This window comes from Octadecabacter algicola (assembly GCF_021532625.1).
Classification (GTDB): domain Bacteria; phylum Pseudomonadota; class Alphaproteobacteria; order Rhodobacterales; family Rhodobacteraceae; genus Octadecabacter; species Octadecabacter algicola.
Map to the genome: position 1 here is coordinate 66,874 of NZ_JAKGAR010000004.1, position 21,638 is coordinate 88,511.

At 54.7% G+C, this 21,638-nt stretch carries 23 protein-coding genes; 3 read left to right on the top strand and 20 right to left on the bottom strand.

Features of this window, described 5'->3' with window-relative positions; genetic code table 11:
• The first annotated feature begins 39 nt into the window (after positions 1-39).
• Positions 40-705, top strand: coding sequence for a ligase-associated DNA damage response endonuclease PdeM (gene pdeM / locus L0666_RS15415; protein WP_235262287.1), 666 nt, complete (start codon positions 40-42; stop codon positions 703-705).
• Here the strand turns inward: pdeM and L0666_RS17370 are convergent.
• From L0666_RS17370 to L0666_RS15485, 14 genes are all read right to left on the bottom strand, one after another.
• A complete protein-coding gene (locus L0666_RS17370; protein WP_235262288.1) occupies positions 695-1,459 on the bottom strand; it encodes a LytTR family DNA-binding domain-containing protein in 765 nt (254 codons plus the stop codon). The genes pdeM and L0666_RS17370 overlap by 11 nt on opposite strands.
• Before the next feature lie 84 nt (positions 1,460-1,543).
• Positions 1,544-2,437 (bottom strand): bifunctional methylenetetrahydrofolate dehydrogenase/methenyltetrahydrofolate cyclohydrolase FolD, encoded by an 894-nt coding sequence (folD, locus tag L0666_RS15425; protein ID WP_235262289.1) that lies wholly within the window; start codon positions 2,435-2,437, stop codon positions 1,544-1,546.
• Between the two features lie 85 nt (positions 2,438-2,522).
• Entirely contained in the window at positions 2,523-4,199 is a 1,677-nt protein-coding gene (locus L0666_RS15430; protein WP_235262290.1) for a formate--tetrahydrofolate ligase, read from the bottom strand.
• A 233-nt stretch (positions 4,200-4,432) separates the two neighbouring features.
• On the bottom strand, positions 4,433-5,014 hold the full coding sequence (locus tag L0666_RS15435) for an MOSC domain-containing protein (protein ID WP_235262291.1): 582 nt from the start codon (positions 5,012-5,014) through the stop codon (positions 4,433-4,435).
• A gap of 135 nt (positions 5,015-5,149) precedes the next feature.
• Positions 5,150-7,066 carry an ATP-dependent zinc metalloprotease FtsH gene (gene ftsH, locus L0666_RS15440; RefSeq protein ID WP_235262292.1) on the bottom strand — a complete coding sequence of 639 codons (1,917 nt, stop codon included), beginning with the start codon at positions 7,064-7,066 and terminating at the stop codon, positions 5,150-5,152.
• Positions 7,067-7,152: 86 nt separating this feature from the next.
• Positions 7,153-8,445: a tRNA lysidine(34) synthetase TilS gene (gene tilS, locus L0666_RS15445; protein ID WP_235262293.1), complete on the bottom strand. Its 1,293-nt coding sequence runs from the start codon at positions 8,443-8,445 to the stop codon at positions 7,153-7,155.
• Entirely contained in the window at positions 8,436-9,263 is an 828-nt protein-coding gene (gene ybgF / locus L0666_RS15450) for a tol-pal system protein YbgF (RefSeq protein WP_235262294.1), read from the bottom strand. The genes tilS and ybgF overlap by 10 nt, the downstream gene beginning before the upstream one ends.
• Before the next feature lie 18 nt (positions 9,264-9,281).
• A complete protein-coding gene (pal, locus tag L0666_RS15455) occupies positions 9,282-9,818 on the bottom strand; it encodes a peptidoglycan-associated lipoprotein Pal (RefSeq protein ID WP_235262295.1) in 537 nt (178 codons plus the stop codon).
• 92 nt (positions 9,819-9,910) lie between these two features.
• Positions 9,911-11,239, bottom strand: coding sequence for a Tol-Pal system beta propeller repeat protein TolB (tolB, locus tag L0666_RS15460; RefSeq protein ID WP_418888001.1), 1,329 nt, complete (start codon positions 11,237-11,239; stop codon positions 9,911-9,913).
• Between the two features lie 92 nt (positions 11,240-11,331).
• Complete coding sequence (locus tag L0666_RS15465; protein WP_235262297.1) at positions 11,332-12,471, bottom strand: cell envelope biogenesis protein TolA; 1,140 nt, start codon at positions 12,469-12,471, stop codon at positions 11,332-11,334.
• A 14-nt stretch (positions 12,472-12,485) separates the two neighbouring features.
• Positions 12,486-12,965, bottom strand: coding sequence for an ExbD/TolR family protein (locus L0666_RS15470; protein ID WP_216035549.1), 480 nt, complete (start codon positions 12,963-12,965; stop codon positions 12,486-12,488).
• Positions 12,966-12,968: 3 nt separating this feature from the next.
• Positions 12,969-13,637 carry a protein TolQ gene (gene tolQ / locus L0666_RS15475; RefSeq protein ID WP_235262298.1) on the bottom strand — a complete coding sequence of 223 codons (669 nt, stop codon included), beginning with the start codon at positions 13,635-13,637 and terminating at the stop codon, positions 12,969-12,971.
• A gap of 117 nt (positions 13,638-13,754) precedes the next feature.
• Complete coding sequence (ybgC, locus tag L0666_RS15480; protein WP_235262299.1) at positions 13,755-14,144, bottom strand: tol-pal system-associated acyl-CoA thioesterase; 390 nt, start codon at positions 14,142-14,144, stop codon at positions 13,755-13,757.
• The gene (locus L0666_RS15485; RefSeq protein ID WP_235262300.1) at positions 14,141-14,767 is read right to left on the bottom strand and encodes a hypothetical protein; all 627 of its coding nucleotides are present in this window, start codon (positions 14,765-14,767) and stop codon (positions 14,141-14,143) included. Before L0666_RS15485 ends, ybgC begins: the two co-directional genes overlap by 4 nt.
• 235 nt (positions 14,768-15,002) lie before the next feature.
• Between L0666_RS15485 and L0666_RS15490 the strand changes: the two genes are divergently transcribed.
• Complete coding sequence (locus tag L0666_RS15490; RefSeq protein WP_235262301.1) at positions 15,003-15,998, top strand: formylglycine-generating enzyme family protein; 996 nt, start codon at positions 15,003-15,005, stop codon at positions 15,996-15,998.
• Positions 15,999-16,060: 62 nt separating this feature from the next.
• On the opposite strand, the gene ruvB is transcribed toward L0666_RS15490, so the two are convergent.
• The 3 genes from ruvB to ruvC are packed head-to-tail and all read right to left on the bottom strand — an operon-like array spanning position 16,061 to position 18,291.
• Positions 16,061-17,089: a Holliday junction branch migration DNA helicase RuvB gene (gene ruvB / locus L0666_RS15495; protein WP_237693330.1), complete on the bottom strand. Its 1,029-nt coding sequence runs from the start codon at positions 17,087-17,089 to the stop codon at positions 16,061-16,063.
• Between the two features lie 30 nt (positions 17,090-17,119).
• Positions 17,120-17,797, bottom strand: a complete 678-nt coding sequence (gene ruvA, locus L0666_RS15500) for a Holliday junction branch migration protein RuvA (RefSeq protein WP_235262302.1) — start codon at positions 17,795-17,797, stop codon at positions 17,120-17,122.
• On the bottom strand, positions 17,794-18,291 hold the full coding sequence (gene ruvC, locus L0666_RS15505) for a crossover junction endodeoxyribonuclease RuvC (RefSeq protein ID WP_235262303.1): 498 nt from the start codon (positions 18,289-18,291) through the stop codon (positions 17,794-17,796). The genes ruvA and ruvC overlap by 4 nt, the downstream gene beginning before the upstream one ends.
• 327 nt (positions 18,292-18,618) lie before the next feature.
• Between ruvC and L0666_RS15510 the strand changes: the two genes are divergently transcribed.
• The gene (locus L0666_RS15510; protein ID WP_235262304.1) at positions 18,619-18,816 is read left to right on the top strand and encodes a DUF1127 domain-containing protein; all 198 of its coding nucleotides are present in this window, start codon (positions 18,619-18,621) and stop codon (positions 18,814-18,816) included.
• 176 nt (positions 18,817-18,992) lie between these two features.
• On the opposite strand, the gene L0666_RS15515 is transcribed toward L0666_RS15510, so the two are convergent.
• The 3 genes from L0666_RS15515 to L0666_RS15525 form a co-directional block, all read right to left on the bottom strand.
• Positions 18,993-19,346, bottom strand: a complete 354-nt coding sequence (locus L0666_RS15515; protein ID WP_235262305.1) for a hypothetical protein — start codon at positions 19,344-19,346, stop codon at positions 18,993-18,995.
• A 116-nt stretch (positions 19,347-19,462) separates the two neighbouring features.
• Positions 19,463-20,335, bottom strand: a complete 873-nt coding sequence (locus tag L0666_RS15520) for a 50S ribosomal protein L11 methyltransferase (protein ID WP_235262306.1) — start codon at positions 20,333-20,335, stop codon at positions 19,463-19,465.
• Between the two features lie 3 nt (positions 20,336-20,338).
• Positions 20,339-21,571, bottom strand: a complete 1,233-nt coding sequence (locus L0666_RS15525; protein WP_235262526.1) for an MFS transporter — start codon at positions 21,569-21,571, stop codon at positions 20,339-20,341.
• Positions 21,572-21,638 lie beyond the last annotated feature (67 nt).

Genomic DNA, 21,638 nt, shown 5'->3' on the forward strand with positions numbered 1-21,638 from the left:
CGCTGGACCCGCCCGTGCATTTCAGGCAAGCACGGTGACATGTCGGATTTTGCGTTCACCTTCTGCGACGCTGACCTTGTCGCGCGGCCAGATGGCACCCTTTGGTGGCCAAGAAAACGGTTGCTGTGCGTCTCTGATTTGCATTTGGGGAAATCCGAACGAATTGCGCGGCGCGGCGGCACACTCTTGCCCCCATATGAGACCCGAGAAACCCTTTGGCGACTAGAAGCAGCAATAGCAGCCACCGATCCGGCTTGCGTTGTTTGTTTGGGCGACAGCTTTGATGATTTGACTGCGGCGGACAACGTTTCTGACGACGCACGTAAAACACTCACGCGCCTTCAAGCGGGTCGAGACTGGATTTGGATCGAAGGCAACCATGATGCGGGGCCTGTGGACATTGGCGGCACACACCGCGGCGAAGTCGTTTTAGACAGGATAACCTTTCGCCACATAACCGACCAAGCGACCCGCGGCGAAATCTCGGGTCACTACCACCCCAAAGCAGGGCCTACCGGCCTTCCTCAGCGCGCTTGTTTTCTATTGGACAAGGTTAAACTCATCCTGCCCGCGTTCGGCGCTTATACGGGTGGGCTCTCAGTTCGGGATCCCGATCTATCGGGGCTGATGGAGTCCGCGGGTGTGGCCATCCTCACGGGCAAGAAAGCAGTGGCTGTTCCGATTTCAGCCTGCCTTAAGCGCTAAGCTTTCCTACTTCCACTAAGTTAGATCGATACTTGGGACCGACCGGCAGTTTGCATCCACAAGGCATGCTGACATGTTCACGACCATCTGTAGTTTCCACTGCTGTGATCTGCGACAGGGCGACCCAATGAGATCGGTGAACACAAATACCCGGTTCGACATCTATATCTGCGACGGCATCCCGCAGCCTCATCAATTCGCGATAAACTTGATTATCAGTGGTCTTGATAACGATGTGGTGGTTGTCTGAACTAACCCTCTTTAGTCGGACTCCTTCTGGCGCTCCGATCCTATCCAGCAAACGGTCACGCGATCTAGCCTTTGGGGGCATCAAGGTTTTGTGTTGAATGAAATGCCTTAGCACAACAGAGCCGATACCGATGAGGAAAGTAATCAAACTTACCAAAGGCCATGTTAATGTAGGTTCTTGGACGCCCCAAACTTTCGCATTGAAAAAGACTGCTACTGGCCCAAACCCGATTGCAAGTGTTCCAGCGACCAACACGTCCTCAAACCACGGAGGGTCATTTTTTATGATTGGACGCCAAACAACGCGCGCAACGATGGCGATGACCGCGGCCACAGCAAGTATTGCGCCCCAATAGCCAAAACGCCCGGAAAGCGACAATGCTTCATAGGTTCCGAATGGGCCAGAAAGTGACACAACAGCGGTTGTAATTAACCACACAAAAAAGATTACAAGCGTAACCGTTTCTTTCAAAGTAGCGATAACGCTAGAAAACTGCTTCTTCACCACGTCCCCCCAGACACACATGACGATATAGAATCAACTAATTACACGTCAAACGCTATACAATGGGGTTACGTTGGGAAAGACTTAGGCAGTCAAACCGACAGGCTCAGGCAAATTATTAGCGCGGCAACAGGCGGTTAGCGTATTGGCTAGCAGACAAGCGATTGTCATCGGCCCAACGCCGCCGGGGACGGGCGTGATGGCGCCTGCGACGGCAGCACAGCTGTCATAATCAGCATCTCCAACCAACCGTGTTCCTCCTTCAGGTTTTTCAATGCGGTTGATGCCCACATCGATCACAGTCGCACCTGGTTTAATCCAGTCGCCTTGCACCATTTGCGGGCGACCAACGGCGGCAACCACGATGTCAGCTTGGCGCACGACCGCAGGCAAGTCTTTGGTCCGAGAATGGGCAATCGTAACAGTACAGCTATCGCCTAGCAGAAGCTGCGCCATAGGTTTACCGACAATATTCGACCGGCCAATCACAACTGCATTCATGCCAGACAGGCTGCCGTGATGATCCCGCAGCATCATCAATGAACCCAGTGGCGTGCAAGGCACCATAGATTTTTGTCCGGTGCCCAAAAGGCCAACGTTTGAGATATGGAACCCATCCACATCCTTTGCTGGGTCGATCGAATTGATCACCAAATCACTGTTAAGATGGCCCGGCAACGGCAGCTGCACCAGAATACCGTGGATCGTCGGGTCTTCATTGAGGCTGTTCACAACCGCGAGCAACTCAGCTTCCGATACAGTGGCATCAAGACGGTGCTCTACCGACTTCATGCCAACTTCGACTGTCATCTTGCCTTTGGATTTAACGTAAACTTGGCTCGCGGGGTCTTCGCCCACCAACACAACAGCCAATCCTGGCGTAATGCCGTGTTCGGATTTCAATTTGGCGACGTGATCACCAACTTGGCCGCGTACATTGGCCGCAAAGGCTTTGCCGTCGATTACTGTAGCTGTCATTTCAATCCCTCAATGTTGTCCCGAATGGGAAGGTGGGCGGCGCGTCTTAGCAACCACTAAATAGCGACGTCCCACCTTTTACGTGTTAGAACAAGCCTTCAATTTGGCCATCATCGTTCAAGTGAATATTTTCTGCGGATGGCACCCGCGGCAACCCCGGCATCGTCATGATTTCACCGCAGACGACGACAATGAATCCAGCCCCAGCGCTCAAGCGCACTTCACGAACCGGCACCGAGAACCCCGTAGGAGCCCCACGTAATGTCGGATCCGTCGAGAACGAATACTGCGTCTTCGCCATACAAACGGGCAAATCGCCGTAGCCCTGTTCTTCCCAGAGTTTCAGCTGGTCCCGGATCTTTTGATCCATCAGGGCTTCGTCAGCGCGATAGATCCGCTTGCAGACAGTCTGAACTTTATCCGCCAACGACATGTCATCACGGTAAAGCGGAGCGAACTGACTGATGCCGCTGTCCGCAATTTCTGCAACGCGCGTCGCCAATGCCTCGGACCCTTTGGACCCATGTTCCCAGTGTTGGGACAAGATCGCTTCGGCCCCTTGGGTTGCAACATAATCTTTCACGGCTTGAACTTCGGCATCGGTGTCCGTCACGAAGTGGTTGATCGCTACGACAACAGGCACGCCAAATGATTTCAGGTTGCCGATATGGCGCCCAAGGTTGGCGCAACCATTCTCTACGGCCGCAACGTTCTCGGCACCCAGATCGCCTTTGGCGACACCACCATTCATCTTCATCGCACGCACCGTCGCGACCAGCACAACGCAATCAGGCGAAAGCCCTGCTTTGCGGCATTTGATGTTCAGAAACTTTTCGGCGCCAAGGTCAGCGCCAAAGCCCGCTTCCGTGACCACATAATCAGCCGTCTTCAACGCGGTGGTCGTGGCAATCACCGAGTTACAGCCGTGGGCAATATTGGCGAACGGGCCCCCATGCACGAAGGCCGGATTGTTTTCCAACGTCTGCACAAGGTTGGGCTGCATCGCGTCTTTCAACAACACGGTCATAGCGCCGTCCGCTTTAATGTCACGTGCAAAAACAGGGCTGCGATCACGGCGATAAGCTACGATCATGTCGCCCAAACGTTTCTCAAGGTCTTTTAAATCTTTGGACAGACACAGGATCGCCATCACTTCGGACGCCACTGTAATGTCAAACCCTGCTTCGCGAGGGAACCCGTTGGCAACCCCACCCAAAGATGCCGTAATCTGGCGTAGCGCACGATCGTTCATGTCAACAACACGGCGCCACACAACGCGGCGTACGTCGATTTCCAGCTCATTACCCCAATAAATGTGGTTGTCGATCATCGCGCTCAACAGTGAATGCGCTGAGGTAATCGCGTGGAAATCACCCGTAAAGTGAAGGTTCATGTCTTCCATCGGAACGATTTGTGCGTAGCCGCCTCCCGCGGCGCCACCTTTCATACCGAAGTTCGGCCCAAGCGAGGCTTCGCGAATACAAACCGCAGCCTTCTTGCCAATACGGTTCAGGCCATCCCCAAGCCCCACTGTCGTCGTTGTCTTTCCCTCGCCTGCGGGTGTCGGGTTGATTGCCGTGACAAGGATCAGCTTGCCGTTCTCGTTTTTCTGGACGCCGTTGATAAAGGCTTGGCTAACCTTTGCTTTATCGTGCCCGTAAGGCAAAAGATCATCGCTCCCGATGCCAAGTTTCGCACCAATCTCTTGGATTGGTTTCTTATTCGCTTCCCGTGCGATCTCGATATCGGTTTTGTATGCCACTTCAATTTCTCCCTAATGAGCAAAATTGCCCGTCTTCATTTGTCAGTAAGCACGTCGACAAACAGTCAGCACCATGCGGTTACGACATTTTCGATGCCGGAATCGTCGGGCAGCTCGTGACAGAAAAACTATTCCGCAAAAAATCTTATCGGACAAACAAAATCGTGAAATTTTTGGATTTTTTTTCACGACCCATTTGAAAGGTAATTCTTGCGGGGCTTAGGGTTGGTGGATCAGGGGGTCCAGACGGGTTGATCCGGGATGTGAAGTGTCAAGATATCACCAAGTGCAACGCGGCCCTCAGCCGCGACCCAAGCCGTGACTCCTCGTCGGTTTTTCGCTGCTGGCTTAAACCCCTTAGCAAGGTCACCATGATCCAGAACGAGGGATTTTGCAGGAAACTGACAGGGGCGGTTTTCCATATCGATTGTAACGGTAGCCCCGCTCGCGGCCTGAAGACGCGACGACGGCGGCACATGGCTAAAGTCAGTTATGCCCCTCACGACCATAGACGCCCCCATCCGAACAGGATCAATTGCATCAACACCCATCTCTTTGGCAATCTGGTCGAGCTCTTCTTGGCTTACGATACTCAGCTGGCGTTCGTTCTTGATCGGTGTGCCACGCTCATATTGCGATTTGACACGACTGCAGCTTGGTCGTGTAAGGCCCGCGTGAAATGCGCCTGCAACGCCTTCGAATGTCAGATCAAGGCTTTCTCGGGCTGGGGCGGTCAACTCATTACGATCGCTATTCATAACGGCTCCGAGCCAGATGATTTCCGCAGTGAAATGTGTGGGTTTTAACGCAGGCATGGCAGGTCTCCTTTTGGGTGGAGAGTGCCGCCTGTTCCTGACGGGTTCAAGCGACCATCTGTGATATCTTGTATGATGCATAGAAATGAAAAACCCCGCGGGCGTGTTGGCCTGCGGGGTTTAGGATCGTGTCGCTTATGTCGCTTCCGGTTCAAGGTCCGGATCGGGCGACTTTGGCTTGCGCGGCTTGGTTTTTGGAACCGCTGTCACTGAGTTGCCTGATGCAGGTGGCACATCGGTGCCATCATCATTGTCATCATGGGGCAATTCGCCCGCCATCACGCGCTTGATCTCGGCCCCTGTCAGAGTTTCATATTCAAGCAGGCCCAGAGCCAGACGTTCGAACTCTTCGTTCTTGTCTTTCAGGATTTCAAGCGCACGTTGGTAGCCTGCTTCGATGAAGTTTTTCACTTCTTCTTCGATCAACCCCTTGGTTTCGGCTGAGACAGAGAAACCACCGGTGTTGCCAGAGTATCCCTCATGGGCCTCAGCATAATCAATGTTGCCGACCTTATCGGACATGCCCCACCGCATGATCATAGCGCGGGCCAATTGGCTGGCCTGCTGAATGTCACCTGCAGGACCGTTGGATACGTGGTCTTCACCGTATTTAATTACCTCAGCCGCTTTACCAGCCATCGTCATAGCAAGACGTTGGTGGCATTCGTCGCGGAACATGTTGAGGCGGTCCATTTCGGGCAAAGACATTACCATGCCCAACGCACCGCCGCGTGGAATGATTGTCGCCTTATAGACCGGATCGCATTTCGGCAGTGATATGCCCACAATTGCGTGGCCTGCTTCGTGATACGCGGTCATTTCCTTCTGGGCGTCTGTCATAACCATGGAACGACGTTCCGCGCCCATCATGACCTTGTCTTTGGCCTGTTCAAAGTCGAGCATTGCCACAAAACGTCGGCCAATGCGCGCAGCCATCAAGGCAGCTTCGTTCACGAGGTTGGCCAGATCGGCCCCCGAGAAACCAGGAGTTCCGCGTGCAATGATCCGTAAATCGACATCGGGGCCAAGTGGAACTTTGCGTGCATGCACACCGAGGATTTTTTCACGGCCTTTGATGTCTGGGTTTGGCACCGTCACCTGACGGTCAAAACGGCCTGGACGCAGCAAGGCTGGGTCCAACACGTCACGACGGTTGGTGGCCGCAACGATGATAATACCTTCGTTGGCCTCAAAGCCATCCATTTCAACCAACAATTGGTTTAACGTCTGTTCACGTTCATCGTTACCGCCACCGTGGCCAGCGCCACGGGCACGGCCAACAGCGTCGATTTCATCGATAAACAGAATACATGGCGCGTTCTTCTTGGCTTGTTCGAACATATCGCGCACGCGGGATGCACCCACGCCGACAAACATTTCGACAAAGTCAGAACCAGAAATTGTGAAGAACGGCACACCAGCTTCGCCCGCGATGGCCCGTGCCAAAAGCGTTTTACCAGTACCAGGAGGGCCAACAAGCAAAGCACCTTTCGGGATCTTACCGCCAAGACGGGAATACTTCTGCGGGTTGCGCAGGAACTCAACGATCTCTTCAAGTTCTTCTTTAGCTTCATCAATTCCGGCCACGTCATCAAACGTCACACGGCCTGCCTTTTCGGTCAGCAGTTTGGCACGTGATTTGCCAAAGCCCATTGCGCCACCTTTGCCGCCACCCTGCATGCGGTTCATGAAGTAAATCCAAACACCGATCAAAAGCAGGAATGGCAAAAGCCCGACAAGGAAGGTCGCGATACCCGATTGCTCTTGGGCTTCAGCGGACAGGGGAACGCCTTTTTCGATCAAGAGACTGGTGACTTCCGCATCTTCAGGAAGGACCACGACATAGGTGCGGCCATCGGCCCCACGATACGTGAGTTTCTCACCATCAATGCGCGCTTCGGCGACCGCGCTAGCTTCAACTGCCTGCACAAATTCTGAATAGCTCTTCTCGTTAGATTGCGCACTGCTTTGGGTGTTCCCAAAGAGGTTGAACAGCGAAATAACAAGAACGAATAGCACGACCCAAAAGGCCAGATTGCGTGCGTTGCCCAAGGCGACACTCCTTTAGAAAATCAGTTGGCTCACAAAACCTAAGATTTAGTGACCACTTGCCTAAGATAGACCCTTAGCTGCCGAGTTCAACGGGAAACCAGTAAAGACGTGAAATCCGCGACAATGCGCGCGATAAATCCGTTACTAAGACCTGCAACAGGTGCCGAAACAAGAGTTTCACCCTGAAATATGGCAGGGCTGGCCATGAGAGAAGCCCGAGGTAGCCCCGATTCACGCCAATCAGGCACATCCTTAATGTGTTCACCCAACGCACCGACGGTCAAATTGGCCATGTCAAAGGCCTGTGACTCCTCGCTCACAAGCCACCGCGCATCCCACAAGAGGCCATGCGACCGATTGCGCCATTCAATCATCGGTTCGGTCGCCTTTACCTCGCGCGCAAACCGCAAAGCGCCCTCTTCTTTGCATACAATACAGCCGCCAACCGTGTGACGGGCCTGCGTCGTCAATGCCACGTCCAGATTGATCAACGCGCTTTCCCTTGGCGCATAGCCCTTGCCGTTGATGTATCGCACCGCCGCAAGCCTTAGGCGGCGTTCCACGTCGGGGTGCACTGGCGGGTGTGATCGGGTCTGGATTAAGACATCCCCGCGATCCGCAGTGACCAGCCGCCGCGCTTCGTTGCAAGTATAGCTTTGAACTGCGCTTTTGGCAGACGCCAACGCCGCCGCCGTCGACTTCAATCCCTCGACATCAATTCCAAGCGGTTCTAGGGCCGTCAAAATCTTACGCGCTTTGGGGCGAGTTTGCGTTAAGTCTTCGTTAGAGGGGTCATCAATCCAAGGCACATCATGACGCTGCAAGTAGTTCCGCAATTCCTCGCGGGATTGTTGCCAAAGCGGGCGTACGAATTGCGAACGGTGAAGGCTAAAGACAGGCGGCATAGCAGCCAGCCCATCGAGCCCCGCCTTGCGCCCCAAGCGCATGAGGAAGGTTTCAGCCACGTCATTGGCCGTATGCCCTAAAGCAATCGCTTCAGCGCCGTTTTCCCATGCCCAGTCCGACAAAAGCTGATACCGTGCATCCCGCGCCGCAGCTTGCACATTTCCAACGGCCTTTGTGCCATCCCATTTCAGAATACTGTGGGGAATTTGATGATCTGCGCAAAACGCCCCGACAAAAGCAGCTTCGTCAGCGGCCTCAGCCCGCAAACCGTGATCCACAGTCGCCGCGATAACTGGAACACCTGTTTGGTTTGACCAGCGCATGTAGAGGTGCAGCAGCGCCATTGAATCCCCGCCGCCGGACACGGCAATGGCGACCTTGTCGGGCTGCTCTCCCATGAAAATCGTATCAACAAAATGCAGCAAAGCGGCATCTTCGCCCTGCGTCATCAACCAATCTTGGTCTAACCGCACCCGAGCGTCGCCATCGCGTTTTGTGCTTCGCCGACCTCTGGCGCTCCGGGGAAGCGAACGTTGACTTCGCCCAATGTAACACAAGCATCTTGTGTCTCGCCCAAGGCCCCGAGCGTTACACCCAATTTCATCAAGGCAGCAGGGGCGATGTTACCTTCTGGGTTGCCTGAAAACGCCGAAAGATAGGCGCGGGCGGCATTGCTCGTCTCGCCTAAATTTTCAAACGCTTGTCCACGTAAGAAATGCGCGTCTGCAGCTACTGGGCTACCGGGATAATTCTCATTGAAGGACGCAAGGAGGTCAGCGGCGCTGCGAAAGTCACCGGAAGCGAGCGCCTCCTGCGCCCGCGTGAAGTCTTCTTGCTCTGCCACGGCCAAAGACGGCGCATTCGTTACGGGTGTTTCCACAACGGCTGCTGTTGGTTCAACATCCACGCCACCAAGGCTGGGCGTTTCGCCAAGCGCGCCGATGTCACAGCCTGCTTCAAGTTCGCAGAGGCGGAATTCCAGATCACCAATGCGATTGGTCCCATCGCGAGTCAGTCGCGTGATGCGGAACTCAAGCTCTTCGGTTTTTGAGGTCAGACGTGTGAGTTCGGCTTCGATGGAGTTGAGACGGTCCAGCGGAGTCGCCCCTGCCGTGCCCTGACCGGATTGGCCGGAAGCCACCAGTTCATTGCGCAATCCTGTCACATCAACATAAAGCGTCGTCAGTTCTGCACGGATGTCAGCCAATGTCTGATCTTGTGCAAAGGCCGCGCTGGACATCAGTCCGGCAGGTGCGGCCAGCGCCAAACACAAAGAAATCGTTCTCAGCATGTCGTCCCCCAGCAGAGTTTAGCTACCTTGGCCGATCGAAATGATCGTCACGGCACGGCGGTTCTGCGCATAGCAGCTTTCATCCGAACATACGGCCAACGGGCGTTCCTTACCGTAAGATACGGTGCGAACGCGGCTGGATGCCAGCCCCTTGGAAATCAGATACTCGCGCACAGCATTCGCGCGACGTGCACCCAGCGCGAGGTTATATTCACGTGTGCCCTGTTCGTCAGCGTGACCTTCGATTACGGCAAGATAATCGGAATTGGTTGCCAACCATCCGGCCTGACCATCCAAGGTCGCGCGGCCTTGGGCCGTCAATGTGGATGTATCGACTTCAAACAATACACGGTCGCCAATGGTTTGGCTGAAATACTGTGGGCTGGCTGGGTTATTGGCCCCTGTCAGCGCTGTCTGGTCAATGCCTGTGTTCGCGGCGGCCAAGTTCTGAGAATTCAGATCAGCTGCGTCAGTATTGTCGAAGCGGTCCGCGTTTGTACAAGCGCCCAGCGCCAATGTACCGACCAAGAGAATGGCTTTTGTAAGATGTGTCATGGGTCTGTCCCGTTTTTATTATATGCTCGTTTGGACGCAGCTTAGCACGCCCGACTTGAATTGAGAATCGCGAATGCGTGATCTGCGCATGCTTACTGCTGCAATGGCCCCCATGAAGGATCAGACCCGCCTTGTGGTGTTGTAACCCGGCGCAAATTACGGCCGGTGATATCAACCGAATACAAGGCTGTGGTGCCGTCAGCCCCTTGGGTTTCACGGGCAAACATGATGACGCGGCCGTTGGGCGCCCAAGTCGGACCCTCGTCCAAGAAAGACGACGTCAGAAGGCGTTCTTCGGTGCCATCTGTGCGCATTACGCCAATGTGGAACCGCCCGGCCTCTTGTTTGGTGAATGCAATCAAATCACCGCGCGGGGACCAGACAGGTGTGCCATATCGCCCGTTTCCAAAGGAAATTCGCTGTGGTTCGCCGCCATTAGCGGACATTATGTAAAGCTGCTGAGTACCGGAACGATCACTTTCAAACACGATCTGGCTGCCATCTGGGCTAAAGCTCGGCGCAGTTTCAATCGCCGGCGTGTTGGTCAGACGCTGGTGTTGGCCCGTCGCTAAATCCGTGCGGAAGATGTCCGTGTTACCGCCTTGAATCAGCGAATAGATCACCTGACGACCATCAAGACTGAATCGAGGGGAAAACGCCATGTCGCCTTCTGACGTGGTCAATTGCTGGCGTGTAACAGACGCGACATTCAAGACATTGATGCGCGGAAACCCGCTTTCGTAGCTGGTATAAAGGATGCGATCGCCGTTCGGGCTGAACCGAGGAGCCAGAACGATGGCTGCACTGTCGGTGAGATACTGAACATTCGAACCATCGTAATCCATGATCGCAAGCCGTTTGGCCCGGTCATCTTTGGGGCCTGTTTCCGCAACAAACACGACGCGGCTGTCGAAGTAACCCGCCTCACCCGTGATACGGCTGTAGACCACATCGGCCACTTTATGCGCCATGCGACGCCAACCATCCGTGGTACCAACAAATTGCAACCCCTCGCCCATCTCAGAGCCCGAGAACACATCATAAAGGCGGAACTTAACCGTAATCTGCGACCCGTTTACCGCCACAGCGCCCGTCACCAAGGCCTGCGCATTGATTGCGCGCCAGTCGGCGAAAGCAACAGGCGTCCCAAAGGCACCCGGCGTTGAGATAAACGCCGACGATGGGATCTGGCGGAATAGTCCCGTGCCGTTCAAATCTTCAGCAATGACGCGGCTGATATCGCTGGCCATTTGTTCTGAGCCCGCGACCTCAGCTTGAAGGGTCGGTATTGCGAAGGGCAAAGCTTCGATGACGCCAATGCGTATCGTTCCCAAGTCGATCATTTCCTCCTGCGCGCTTGCAGGAGCAACCAACGTTAAAGCCAAAACCAAGGTGGTCAAGAAGGTCATAAATTTTGTCATCATGGCTCTCATTCTTACTGGTTTTGCCCCATTATCAACGGGGAGAATTTTAAGCGGCAGATCATTGCCGTTCATCTTTTGGACATCGCGTTTCATCGCAGCCTCATTTCAGACGGATCAAAGACAAGTTGCAAATCACGTCGTGTCTGGAATTGCTCTTGTGGAACGTCATATGAAGTACGTCCGCCATAGGTTCGGCACCGCACAAGGGCCGATTTAGACGCTCTGAAAATGACTGCGGCATCTGTTTCAGATCCGCCTGCGAACGCCGTCATGCGAATACTCCCTGTGTCAAGGATACCCCCTGCATCCATTGAGAACCGAACGGTCACAATTGTACTCATGGCTGCAGTTGAGACCGCCCCAAGAGTCCAACATGATCCAATCTGGCGCAAGAGGCTTGCCGTTTGACTGTCGGTCAACTGCCCACCTGACTGCCCACCCGACAGGCCCGCCGTCGGCGTAGAAGACGGCGCAGGTTCAGCTGGCGTGCTGGTTTCTCCGGTTAGAATGTCAGCCAACACATCATCGACCACAGATTGATCGGCCTCTTGGGCCGCGGCAGCTACACTTGCAGGCCGTGACGGTGGGCGGCTGGAAATTTCAGGTGCGAAAGATGGTTCTTCAGCTTCGGTCACGATCTGATCGGCAGCAGCTACAGGTGCCGTGGTTTCTTCAGCTGGCTCTGTCGTTTCTTCGACAGGTGCCTCTGCTTGATCGCTGGCCGCGGTTGTTTCCTCAGGCGCAACGGTCGCGTCGGGTTCAGGGGGTGCTACGCTTTCTGGCGCAACGCGCGGTGCTGGGCGCGGCACAGGGCGCAAGCTGCTGCCCAATTCCGCCGATTGCGGTGCCGTTATGATTTGCGGCGTATCAGGCACATCAGGCGGCGTGTCCGTGACAACAGTTTCCGGCACGGTCAAATCTGGCGCCGCGGGCGGTGTTTCAACCGCTGGCGGTTCAACAGGTGCAGGGGCCTCTGGCACAACGGGGGGTGTTTCAACCTCTGGCGCTGGTGGCGTTTCATCAACGGGCGGCTGTTCAATCGCGGCAGGTTCGCTTGGCGGCAGTTCGGGCTGCGCACCTTGCGTCATCGCGGCGAAATCATCGCCGGAGACCACGGACACTTCGGTGATCTCGAACGGCAACGGCTCAGAGGACATGCCCCAGCCGACAACCATCCATACGATCAGTGCCGTATGCCCGATGCCTGAAATATAGGTGCCAGCGCTCATTCGCGATTACCGCCCTAGTTGCCTGAACCGCCGTCGAGCGTCGGCCCGCCGATATCCGTCACCAAGCCGATGTTGTTGAATCCCGCAGCATTCAGAGCGCCCATGACCTGAGCCACTTCGTTCCACGCATTCACGCCATCTGCCCGCAGGAAAATCTGGTCACTGTCACGCTCTGCCGCGATCCCGCGCAGACGGCTGACCAATTCAGCCCGCTCTACTTCCGTTTCTTGAATGAAGACACCACCGTCGGCGTTTAATGTAACTGTCAGCGGTTCTTCTTCAGGTGTTGGCAATGCATTGGCTGCTGTTTCTGGCGTGTTCACAGGGACACCGACCACCGACAACGGAGCCGCCACCATGAAGATGATCAGCAATACCAACATAACATCGACAAACGGCGTGACGTTGATTTCTGACATCGGCCGAGACCGACGGGATCGACGCCGCGCGCGACGCCCGCCCCCGTCGTCTTTTTGAATGACACCCGCGCCCATGGCTTAGGAATCCAACTGACGGCTAAGGATCGTTGCAAACTCATCCGCAAACGCCTCGTAGCCATTGACGATACTGTCAGCATCCGCGCTGAGCTTATTGTAAAAGATAACCGCTGGAATAGCCGCCAAAAGACCAAGGCCCGTCGCCAACAAAGCTTCGGCGATGCCAGGTGCGACAACCGCGAGGTTAGTGTTTTGTTGTTCCGCAATCTCGATGAACGCGTTCATGATACCGAACACGGTCCCAAGCAGCCCGATAAACGGAGCCGCAGACCCGACGGTCGCCAAAACGGTCAGCCCGCGTTGCAAGCTTGCGGTTTCCTTGGCAATTGCCACATCCATATTTCGATCAATCCGCGCGGTGGCACCCGCGATCAACCCGCCGTCTTGGCGGTGGGACCTGCGCCATTCCAACATGCCTGACGCAAAAATCTTTTCGGACTGGCCCTTTGGCGTCGCACCGATTTGGTCAAACAGCTCATCCAATGGATTGCCGGACCAGAAAGCGTCGTCAAAAACACGCGCTTCGGCGCGGGCTTTGCGATATTGAATATACTTGTCCACGATCACCTTCCACGACCATAGGGACGCGACGATAAGGATGATCATGACGATTTTTACGGTAATGGTCGCGCGGGCGAACAACGCCCACATCGTGAAATCTTCTACCATTTGATACTGCCTGCTCTGCGTTTTGGACCGATTTTGGCCTCTGTTGAATACAGATGTAACGCAGCTTGCACAGAATTGCCAACAAAACGCGCGTAAACTGGCCGTTAAGTGCAGTTTCTAATGTAGATTTCGGCGAAAAGCCGCCGGAAGCCGTGCGGGTGCCCCAGCGTCATTGATCGCAACGATGGTCACGAGCGCCGTGAACAACACCTTGCCATCGCGTTCAACGTTTTGACGCACGATCAATCGCGCGCCGGTTACCGCATCGACTTCCGTCGTCACCACCAACTCATCATCATACTGAGCTGGGGAATGATAATCGGCCTCCACACGGCGCACCGCGAACACGACACCCTCGTCGCGCTTCATCGCCGCTTGATCAACGCCCAGTTCACGCACCCACTCACTGCGGCCACGCTCAATAAACTTCAGGTAATTTGCGTAATAAACGATCCCAGCAAGATCGGTGTCTTCGTAATAAACACGTACTGGAAAACGGTGTGTCATTCTGCAACCTCCATGCGGGCTGATAGCCGCAATGCATGACTTGGGTCCTGCGCAACGACGGGCATCACCGGATCATATACCGCGCGGATCACGCCTGCGATATCGGGGCGCACAACAGCAGTCCCATCTATTAGCGCAAGTGGAGACTGTTTTTTGAATGCGGTTTCTGACCATAGGACAATGGCGTGTACGGCTTGGGTCAACGCCAAAGCGTCTGCTGGCACTTGCTCCAACGCGTCGTCCATTCGCAGGAATACAAAACAGGCTTTGATCGCGCCGGCCTCATCAAATCGGAAAATTCGGTATTGGTTGGCATCCGCTTTGATCAACCGCCCGACCAAATCACGCAGTTCAGGCACCATATGGTCGAGGTCTTTGACACCTGTCAGCTCGTCCCAATCACGGCAAAAGAACACCATCAGGTTGACGCCAAATTCTGAATCCAACTCATCCATCTTCGCGCCGGACAGGACACAGATCGCTTCAATCGCACCCTTGAATAAGCCAACGGTGTCGTCTTCAACCCCGAAAATTACTGGGACGATTGGACGCCCCCATCGCGCGCACAGGTAGTTGCCGTCAGCGCGGGTAAAAAGAGGTTCGATATTTTGTACGTTTGTCATGGCGTTTTGATACGCCATTCATAAATGATCGAAAACCCCGCCTCGCAAACGCCCACAAAACGCGCTCTAAGGGCGTTCGCTCAAAACCTTCCCAATGTCAGCAATGCGGGACGAAGCTGCCATTCATCGAAACGTTTTCGACCTATAGGTTGTCTGAAACGTATCGCTGATTGCCTTCCATGCTAAAAACACAATAACTACATTTGATTGACAGCTTTGCAGGCCAACCAAGGGCATGTTTACCAAAAAATCAAAACTTCCAATTACATGCTTGTTAGCATTTCTGCTTTATTCGGATGTTCAACAAGCTAGCGCACAAGACATTTTTGAGCTCGGCGAGGGGCACAACGTCAAAACTCTCGAGATGTTTCGAGAGTGTTCAGTATGCCCAGAAATGATCGTGTTGCCACTGGGTGGGTTTCGGATGGGCGCGCCGGTCGGTGAGGCGCGTTTCAACTTAATGGCGACCGTAGACGGAGGGCTTTATCGTGCCGAACCGGGCGACCCAGCTATCGAGGCCGATGAGCGCCCGCTGCATCAAGTCGTCATGGATATGCCAATCGCGATGGGACGCAACGAAATCACCCGCGGGGAGTGGATGGCCTGTGTTATTGCGGGCGGCTGTAATGGCTTTGTGCCGACAGAATACACCCTGCGCAGCCCGCTCCGATTTGAATCGCCCTATTATTACCTGACGGATGATCATCCCGTTGTCGGGGTGTCCTATCTTGATGCTGTGTCCTACGTCCAATGGCTAAACGAAACTGTGGGAGCAGATGTTTACCGGATTCCTACAGAAGCGGAGTGGGAATACGCTGCGCGTGCGGGCACTCAAGCGCGATTTGCTCAAGGTGATACCATCAACACAGATCAAGCGAACTTTAATGGTGAAGCGACGGAGCGCGCGTATGGCCTCGGTGAGGAACGCCTAGTTTTTCGATACAATCCTGTGACCGTCAACGACCTCGACGCGGCCAACGCTTGGGGGCTTCGACATATGTCTGGCAATGTCACTGAGCTTACAAGTTCTTGTTATACAAACAGTTATGCAGGGTGGTCGACGGCCAGTGAATGGCGCGACAAAAGTGTTGGATTGACCTGTCGAAGGGCAACACGGGGAGGATCGTATCTCGCCTCTGTTGAATTTTCACGTGTCGCTCAGCGAGGTCGCGCAGATGAAGATACTCGAAACGACAACGGCGGCTTCAGGGTTGTTCGGGACTTGCAATGAACCGTAATATGATAAGTAGCCTTGGGCTCTTCGCAGACCTTCAACGTCACCGCAAAAAATCGCTACCCGCCAAACATGTCGCCCTGACCTTTAGGCGCAGGCATTCCTAAATGGGTCCACGCCTTCTGCGCCAGCATTCGGCCACGCGGCGTGCGTTGGATCAACCCTTGTTGCAGCAAATAGGGTTCAACCACGTCTTCCAATGCGTCGCGCGGTTCAGACAGCGCAGCAGACAGGGTTTCAATTCCAACTGGTCCGCCCTGATAATTCTCAGCAATCAATGTCAAATAACGGCGGTCTGCACCATCCAAGCCAAGCTCATCCACGCCCAAACGTGTCAGCGCTTTATCCGCAATTTCATGGGTAACGGTGCCGTTCCCTTCAACGATCGCGAAATCAACCACGCGGCGCAGCAGGCGGCCAGCGATGCGGGGTGTGCCGCGTGCCCGTTTGGCGATCTCTTGTGCCCCGCTTTCTGTTGCTGGCGCGCCCATTAGGCGTGCGCCACGGGTGACGATGTCATGCAGTTCGGGCACCGTGTAAAATTGCAACCGTGTCGGTATTCCAAAACGGTCACGTAGCGGCGTCGTCAACAGCCCCATGCGTGTGGTTGCTCCGATCAGGGTAAATGGCTGCAGTTCGATCCGAACAGTCCGCGCAGCAGGCCCTTCCCCGATCACAAGATCCAGCTCAAAATCTTCTAGTGCTGGGTAAAGCACTTCTTCTACAGCCGGATTGAGCCTGTGAATTTCGTCAATGAACAAGACGTCGCGCGCTTCCAGATTGGTCAGGATCGCGGCCAAATCGCCCGCCTTGGCCAATACGGGACCAGACGTCATCCGAAACCCAACACCCAGTTCCCGCGCCATGATCTGCGCCAAGGTTGTTTTGCCCAACCCCGGAGGCCCGTGAAACAACGTGTGGTCCATTGCTTCGCCACGTCGCTTTGCGGACTCAATGAACACTTTCAGGTTCGCCCGTGCTTCGGCCTGCCCGATAAATTCGTCCAAGACCTGCGGCCGCAAGGCACGATCGCCCTCATGGGTGGAATCCTCGGATTGTCGTTCCGGCTGCATTGATGGGTCTGTCATCTCGATCTCCCGCAAGGTCTTAAACCTCACTTAGCCTTTCGGCGCCAACAGCTTCAACGCAGCGCGAATGAGGGTCTCTGCATTGGCACCCTCATTTTCGCCCGCCGCTTGCGCCACGGCACTTGCAGCATCTGACGGCCCATAGCCAAGATTGCCCAAAGCTGACAATGCATCCGACTGCGCCGCACCATCTGCAACGATAGGGCCAGGCACCGGCTCGAGGACAGCGTCGTCCGCCGCTTCAGCGGTGAGCGACGCGCCCCCGCCCGCCACAGGCACAGCACCGGTTCCTGCCATCGCCATCACGGCATGGGCTTTGTCTTTTAGTTCAAGAATTACTTTCTTGGCCGTCTTTGGCCCGACACCTTTTGCCGTTGCCACTGCAGCCCAATCACCAAGCGCAATCGCGCGGCTGACGCCATCCGCACCTAGGCCACCTAAAATGGCCATCGACGCCTTAGCGCCGATCCCTTGAACTGACATCAATAGACGGTGCCATTCCTTTTCCACAAGCGTCGAGAACCCGAACAGTTGCAACAGGTCTTCGCGCACCAACAGATCGGTATACAGCGCCACAGCCTCACCATTGGCAGGTAAGGATGCCATCACGCGCTCACTGACAAAGACGATGTAACCCACACCCTTAACATCAATCAAAACATGATCCGCGGTGCGGTATTCAAGCCGGCCTGCGATACGTCCAATCATGCACTCACCCTTTTTGAAATTCTGTGGGCTGTTTGCGCATGGTGAGCGTGGCAAATCGCAATTGCCAAAGCATCCGCCGCATCTGACCCCGCCAAATCAACCCCCGGCAATTGCAGTTTAACCATATGTGCAATCTGCCCCTTGTCGGCATGACCCACGCCGACAACAGCTTTTTTCACGCTGTTGGGGGCATATTCGCCAACGCTCAGACCCGCCTGTGCAGGCACCAACATCGCAATGCCGCGCGCTTGGCCCAACTTTAGGGTCGCTGCGCCGTTGGTGTTTACAAAAGTTTGCTCGACCGCCGCAGTGTCAGGCGCATAGGTTGACACCACTTCGCTCAGGGCTGTGTGAAGCCTCATCAGCCGCTGCGCGAGATCGCCCGTACCGGACACACAAACACCGTTTGCCACATGGCTTAGTCTTGATCCATCAACGTGAATCACCCCCCAGCCCATATTTCTGAGACCTGGATCAATGCCCAAAACCCGCATTAGCGCCCCTCATTCTGCTCGTTTTATTCTTTGTTAAGGTTTGACCTAGCACAAAAGGCGAACATCCGCCTAGCCCTTTTCGCGTCCCACCTTCAGGCGCCATACGTGTCCGAGGTAAGAAAACGCCACCCAAAGCGCTATGAGCGACACTTTTTTGTGCAAAAAATAGATATAAAAAACATTCCGTTAGGAATTTATTAGGCCATGCGCAAACCGCATATCGCCTTTGTGATTATTGCATTTGCAGTCAAGAAACGGACCCCCTAAGTGAGCCTCAGAACAAGCCCTTTTATTCGGCGCCAGCCCACATCAATCAGGAGACTTTCCATGGCCGCCATCGACATCCGCACCACATCCACGAAATCCGGTTCTCCGTTGTTTTCGTTCTTCGGCACAATCGCCACTTGGAACGACGAACGCATGACTCGCAAAGCGTTGAACAAACTGTCCGCTCGCGAACTTGACGACATCGGCCTAACTCGTGGCGATATTGAAGTCATCGCCAAAGGTAACCTGATCCGCTGATCCGGCTTACTTCGCTCCGCTACGCCGAAGCAGTAAACACAAAAAGACGCCGCGCCCGATTATCGGACGCGGCGCTTTTTTTTGCTTAGGGCGAACCGGTTACCGGTGAGGAGACGCCCAAACTTTATCAAACCAACACATCACCTCGTCGAAACACATGACGAAGTGGCAGAATTCTAATTAGCGCTAAAGAAAAACTGTCTCAAGAAACCACCCGTCGCGACGGTAATTGGTTCTTCTTGCATCAGGACAGCGCCAGCTTGTTCGACCATCGTTCCTTGACGAAGATCGTCGACTTTGAGCGCGTAGTTCCCAGATCCGATCTGCGCAAACATCAAAGATTTGAAAGCAATCAAGAGGCCCACCATGATGAGCGCGCCTTTAAGAGGAAACCGTGGGCGGATCAAACGAGGGCGCGAACGGATCAAACCATCGCGGCCGACACGATGCACCACGCCATTGCGGCGCATTTTGTTGTGCGTCCGCACAACCTTTTTCAAACGTTTATCTAACGAAGCATCAATCGTCATTTAACAGCCTAACATTACTCGGCCCCCACCGAACGTGGCCAAAATCCACGCCAAATGAGGCGGAAATAAGGCAAACCCTTAAAAATCAGGCTAAATTCGCTTTAATTACGTTTAAACTATGTTTCTTTCCCTAGCGTCAATGTTGACCATTCACCAATCTGGTCGTGGTGCAAAAGATTGTATCCGTTCTGTGCATAAACGGATGTGATTTCTTCGGCCTGTTCGTTCAACAACCCGGAAAGAATCGCGATTCCGTTGGGTTTTGTGTGTGCTGCCATGTCTGGGGCCAGCATGATCAGCGGCCCTTTCAGGATGTTGGCAAAGATCAAATCAAACGGAGCAGCCTTAGAAAGGGCGGGGTCATCAAACCCTGCTGCCGTCACACATGTGACTGCGTCGCCCATATCGTTGGCTGCCATATTCGCTACAGCCACATCCACAGCGACAGGATCGATATCGCTGGCGATGACATTTGCAGTTCCGGTCTTGGCGGCTGCCATTCCCAAAACGGCCGTCCCACAGCCAACGTCAGCAACATCGTCAAACGACTGCCCGTCGCTTAGCAAACGATCATAGGCCTTCAGGCACCCCAGCGTCGTTCCGTGGTGCCCCGTGCCAAATGCCATCGCAGCATCGATTAACAGACCAATGCGCCCCTCAGGCAACTGGTCCGCGTCATGCGTGCCATAAACAAAGAAGCGTCCAGCCTCGACAGGCGGCAACTCCCGTTTCACATGGGCCACCCAATCAGTTTCGGGAACTTCTGACACCACAAAGGGCTTGGCACCAAAGGTTGCTGCAAGCAATGCGAGTGCCACCTCGTCGGGTTCACCTTCGAAGTAGCCGCCCACTTCCCATAACCCGCTGTCATCTTCGACCTCAAACACGCCAACGCCCATCGGCGTCGGATCCATGTCCTCCATCGCGGCGCCCAGCGCATCTGCGGCGGGTTTTCCTGTCAGGGTGGTAAGGGCTGTAAAGGTCGTCATGGCTTACTCCGCCGGTCTAGCGCGATTGGCGCGGTCAATAATTGATTCATATCCCGGCTCTGGGTGGCGCGGGATCAGCAAAGCAAGAAGCAGCGATACAATCGCCATTCCTGCCGCTGCCAAAAACACCAATCCGGGTGATGTCAGCCAGAGGTATCCCAACAACGCCGGCAAAAAGACTGCCGCGATGTGATTGATTGTAAACGCCACGGCCGCTGTTGGTGCAATATCTTGCGGGTCGGCGATTTTTTGAAAGTAAGTCTTAAGCGCCAGCGCCAGACTGAAAAAGAGGTGATTAAACACATAAAGCGCCGAGGCCAGAACCACGCCCCAGCCGAAATAATAAAGCCCGCCGTACAGGAAGAAGATCACCGCAAGGCCAACGTATTCAAACACCAGCGCATTGCGTTCCCCGAACACACCAACCGCACGCCCAACCAAGGGGGCAGAAACCATATTGGCAAGAAGGGTGATCAAGAAGAGCGACGTGACTTCGTGCACAGCAAAGCCGAACTTTTCGACCATCATAAAGCCGGCAAAGACCACAAAGATTTGCCGCCGCGCACCCGACATGAACTGCAGCGCATAATAGAGCCAGTATCGCCTGCGCAGCACGAATTGTTTGCGCTGGGGGTTTGGGCTTTCGAATTGCGGGTAGGCAAACATACAGAACAACCCGATCGCCGCTGTCAGCCCGCCGGATGCCCAAAAGACCATTGAGTAAGACAGGCCGATGGCCTCCCACGTTAGCACAATCAGAACATAGGCCACGAACGTCGCACCAGACCCAGCGGCAATGATCCAACCCAAAAGCTGCGGCGCGCGCTGCTTGTCGATCCATTGCAATTGCAGCGACTGGTTTACTGTTTCGTAATAGTGGAACCCGATCGAGCTGAGCATTGTGATCGTCAAAATCCCGCCCATGGACGGAAACTGTGCGGTTACCGCTGTCGCGACCCCTAGCAAGATCAGCGACACCAGCCCTAAGACCTGTTCTCGGAACAGCATCAACAGGGCGATCACGCCGATTGCAAAGAAACCGGGGATTTCGCGTACAGTATGCAGCCAGCCAATGTCCGAGCCGTCAAAATTGGCGACCTCGATCACGAAGTTATTGATCAGCGCCAACCACGTCGAAAACGCTATTGGCATTGCCGCGGCCATCAAGAACAAGAGCGTGACAGGTCGACGCCAGAGCGGCAGGTTTCGAGCGTCTGAGAGCGGCAGGGTTTTCATACCTTCCGCCATACGCCTGCCCCCATGATTTGTCGAACCCGCATTTTTGCACAGTTGGTCTGTCGTC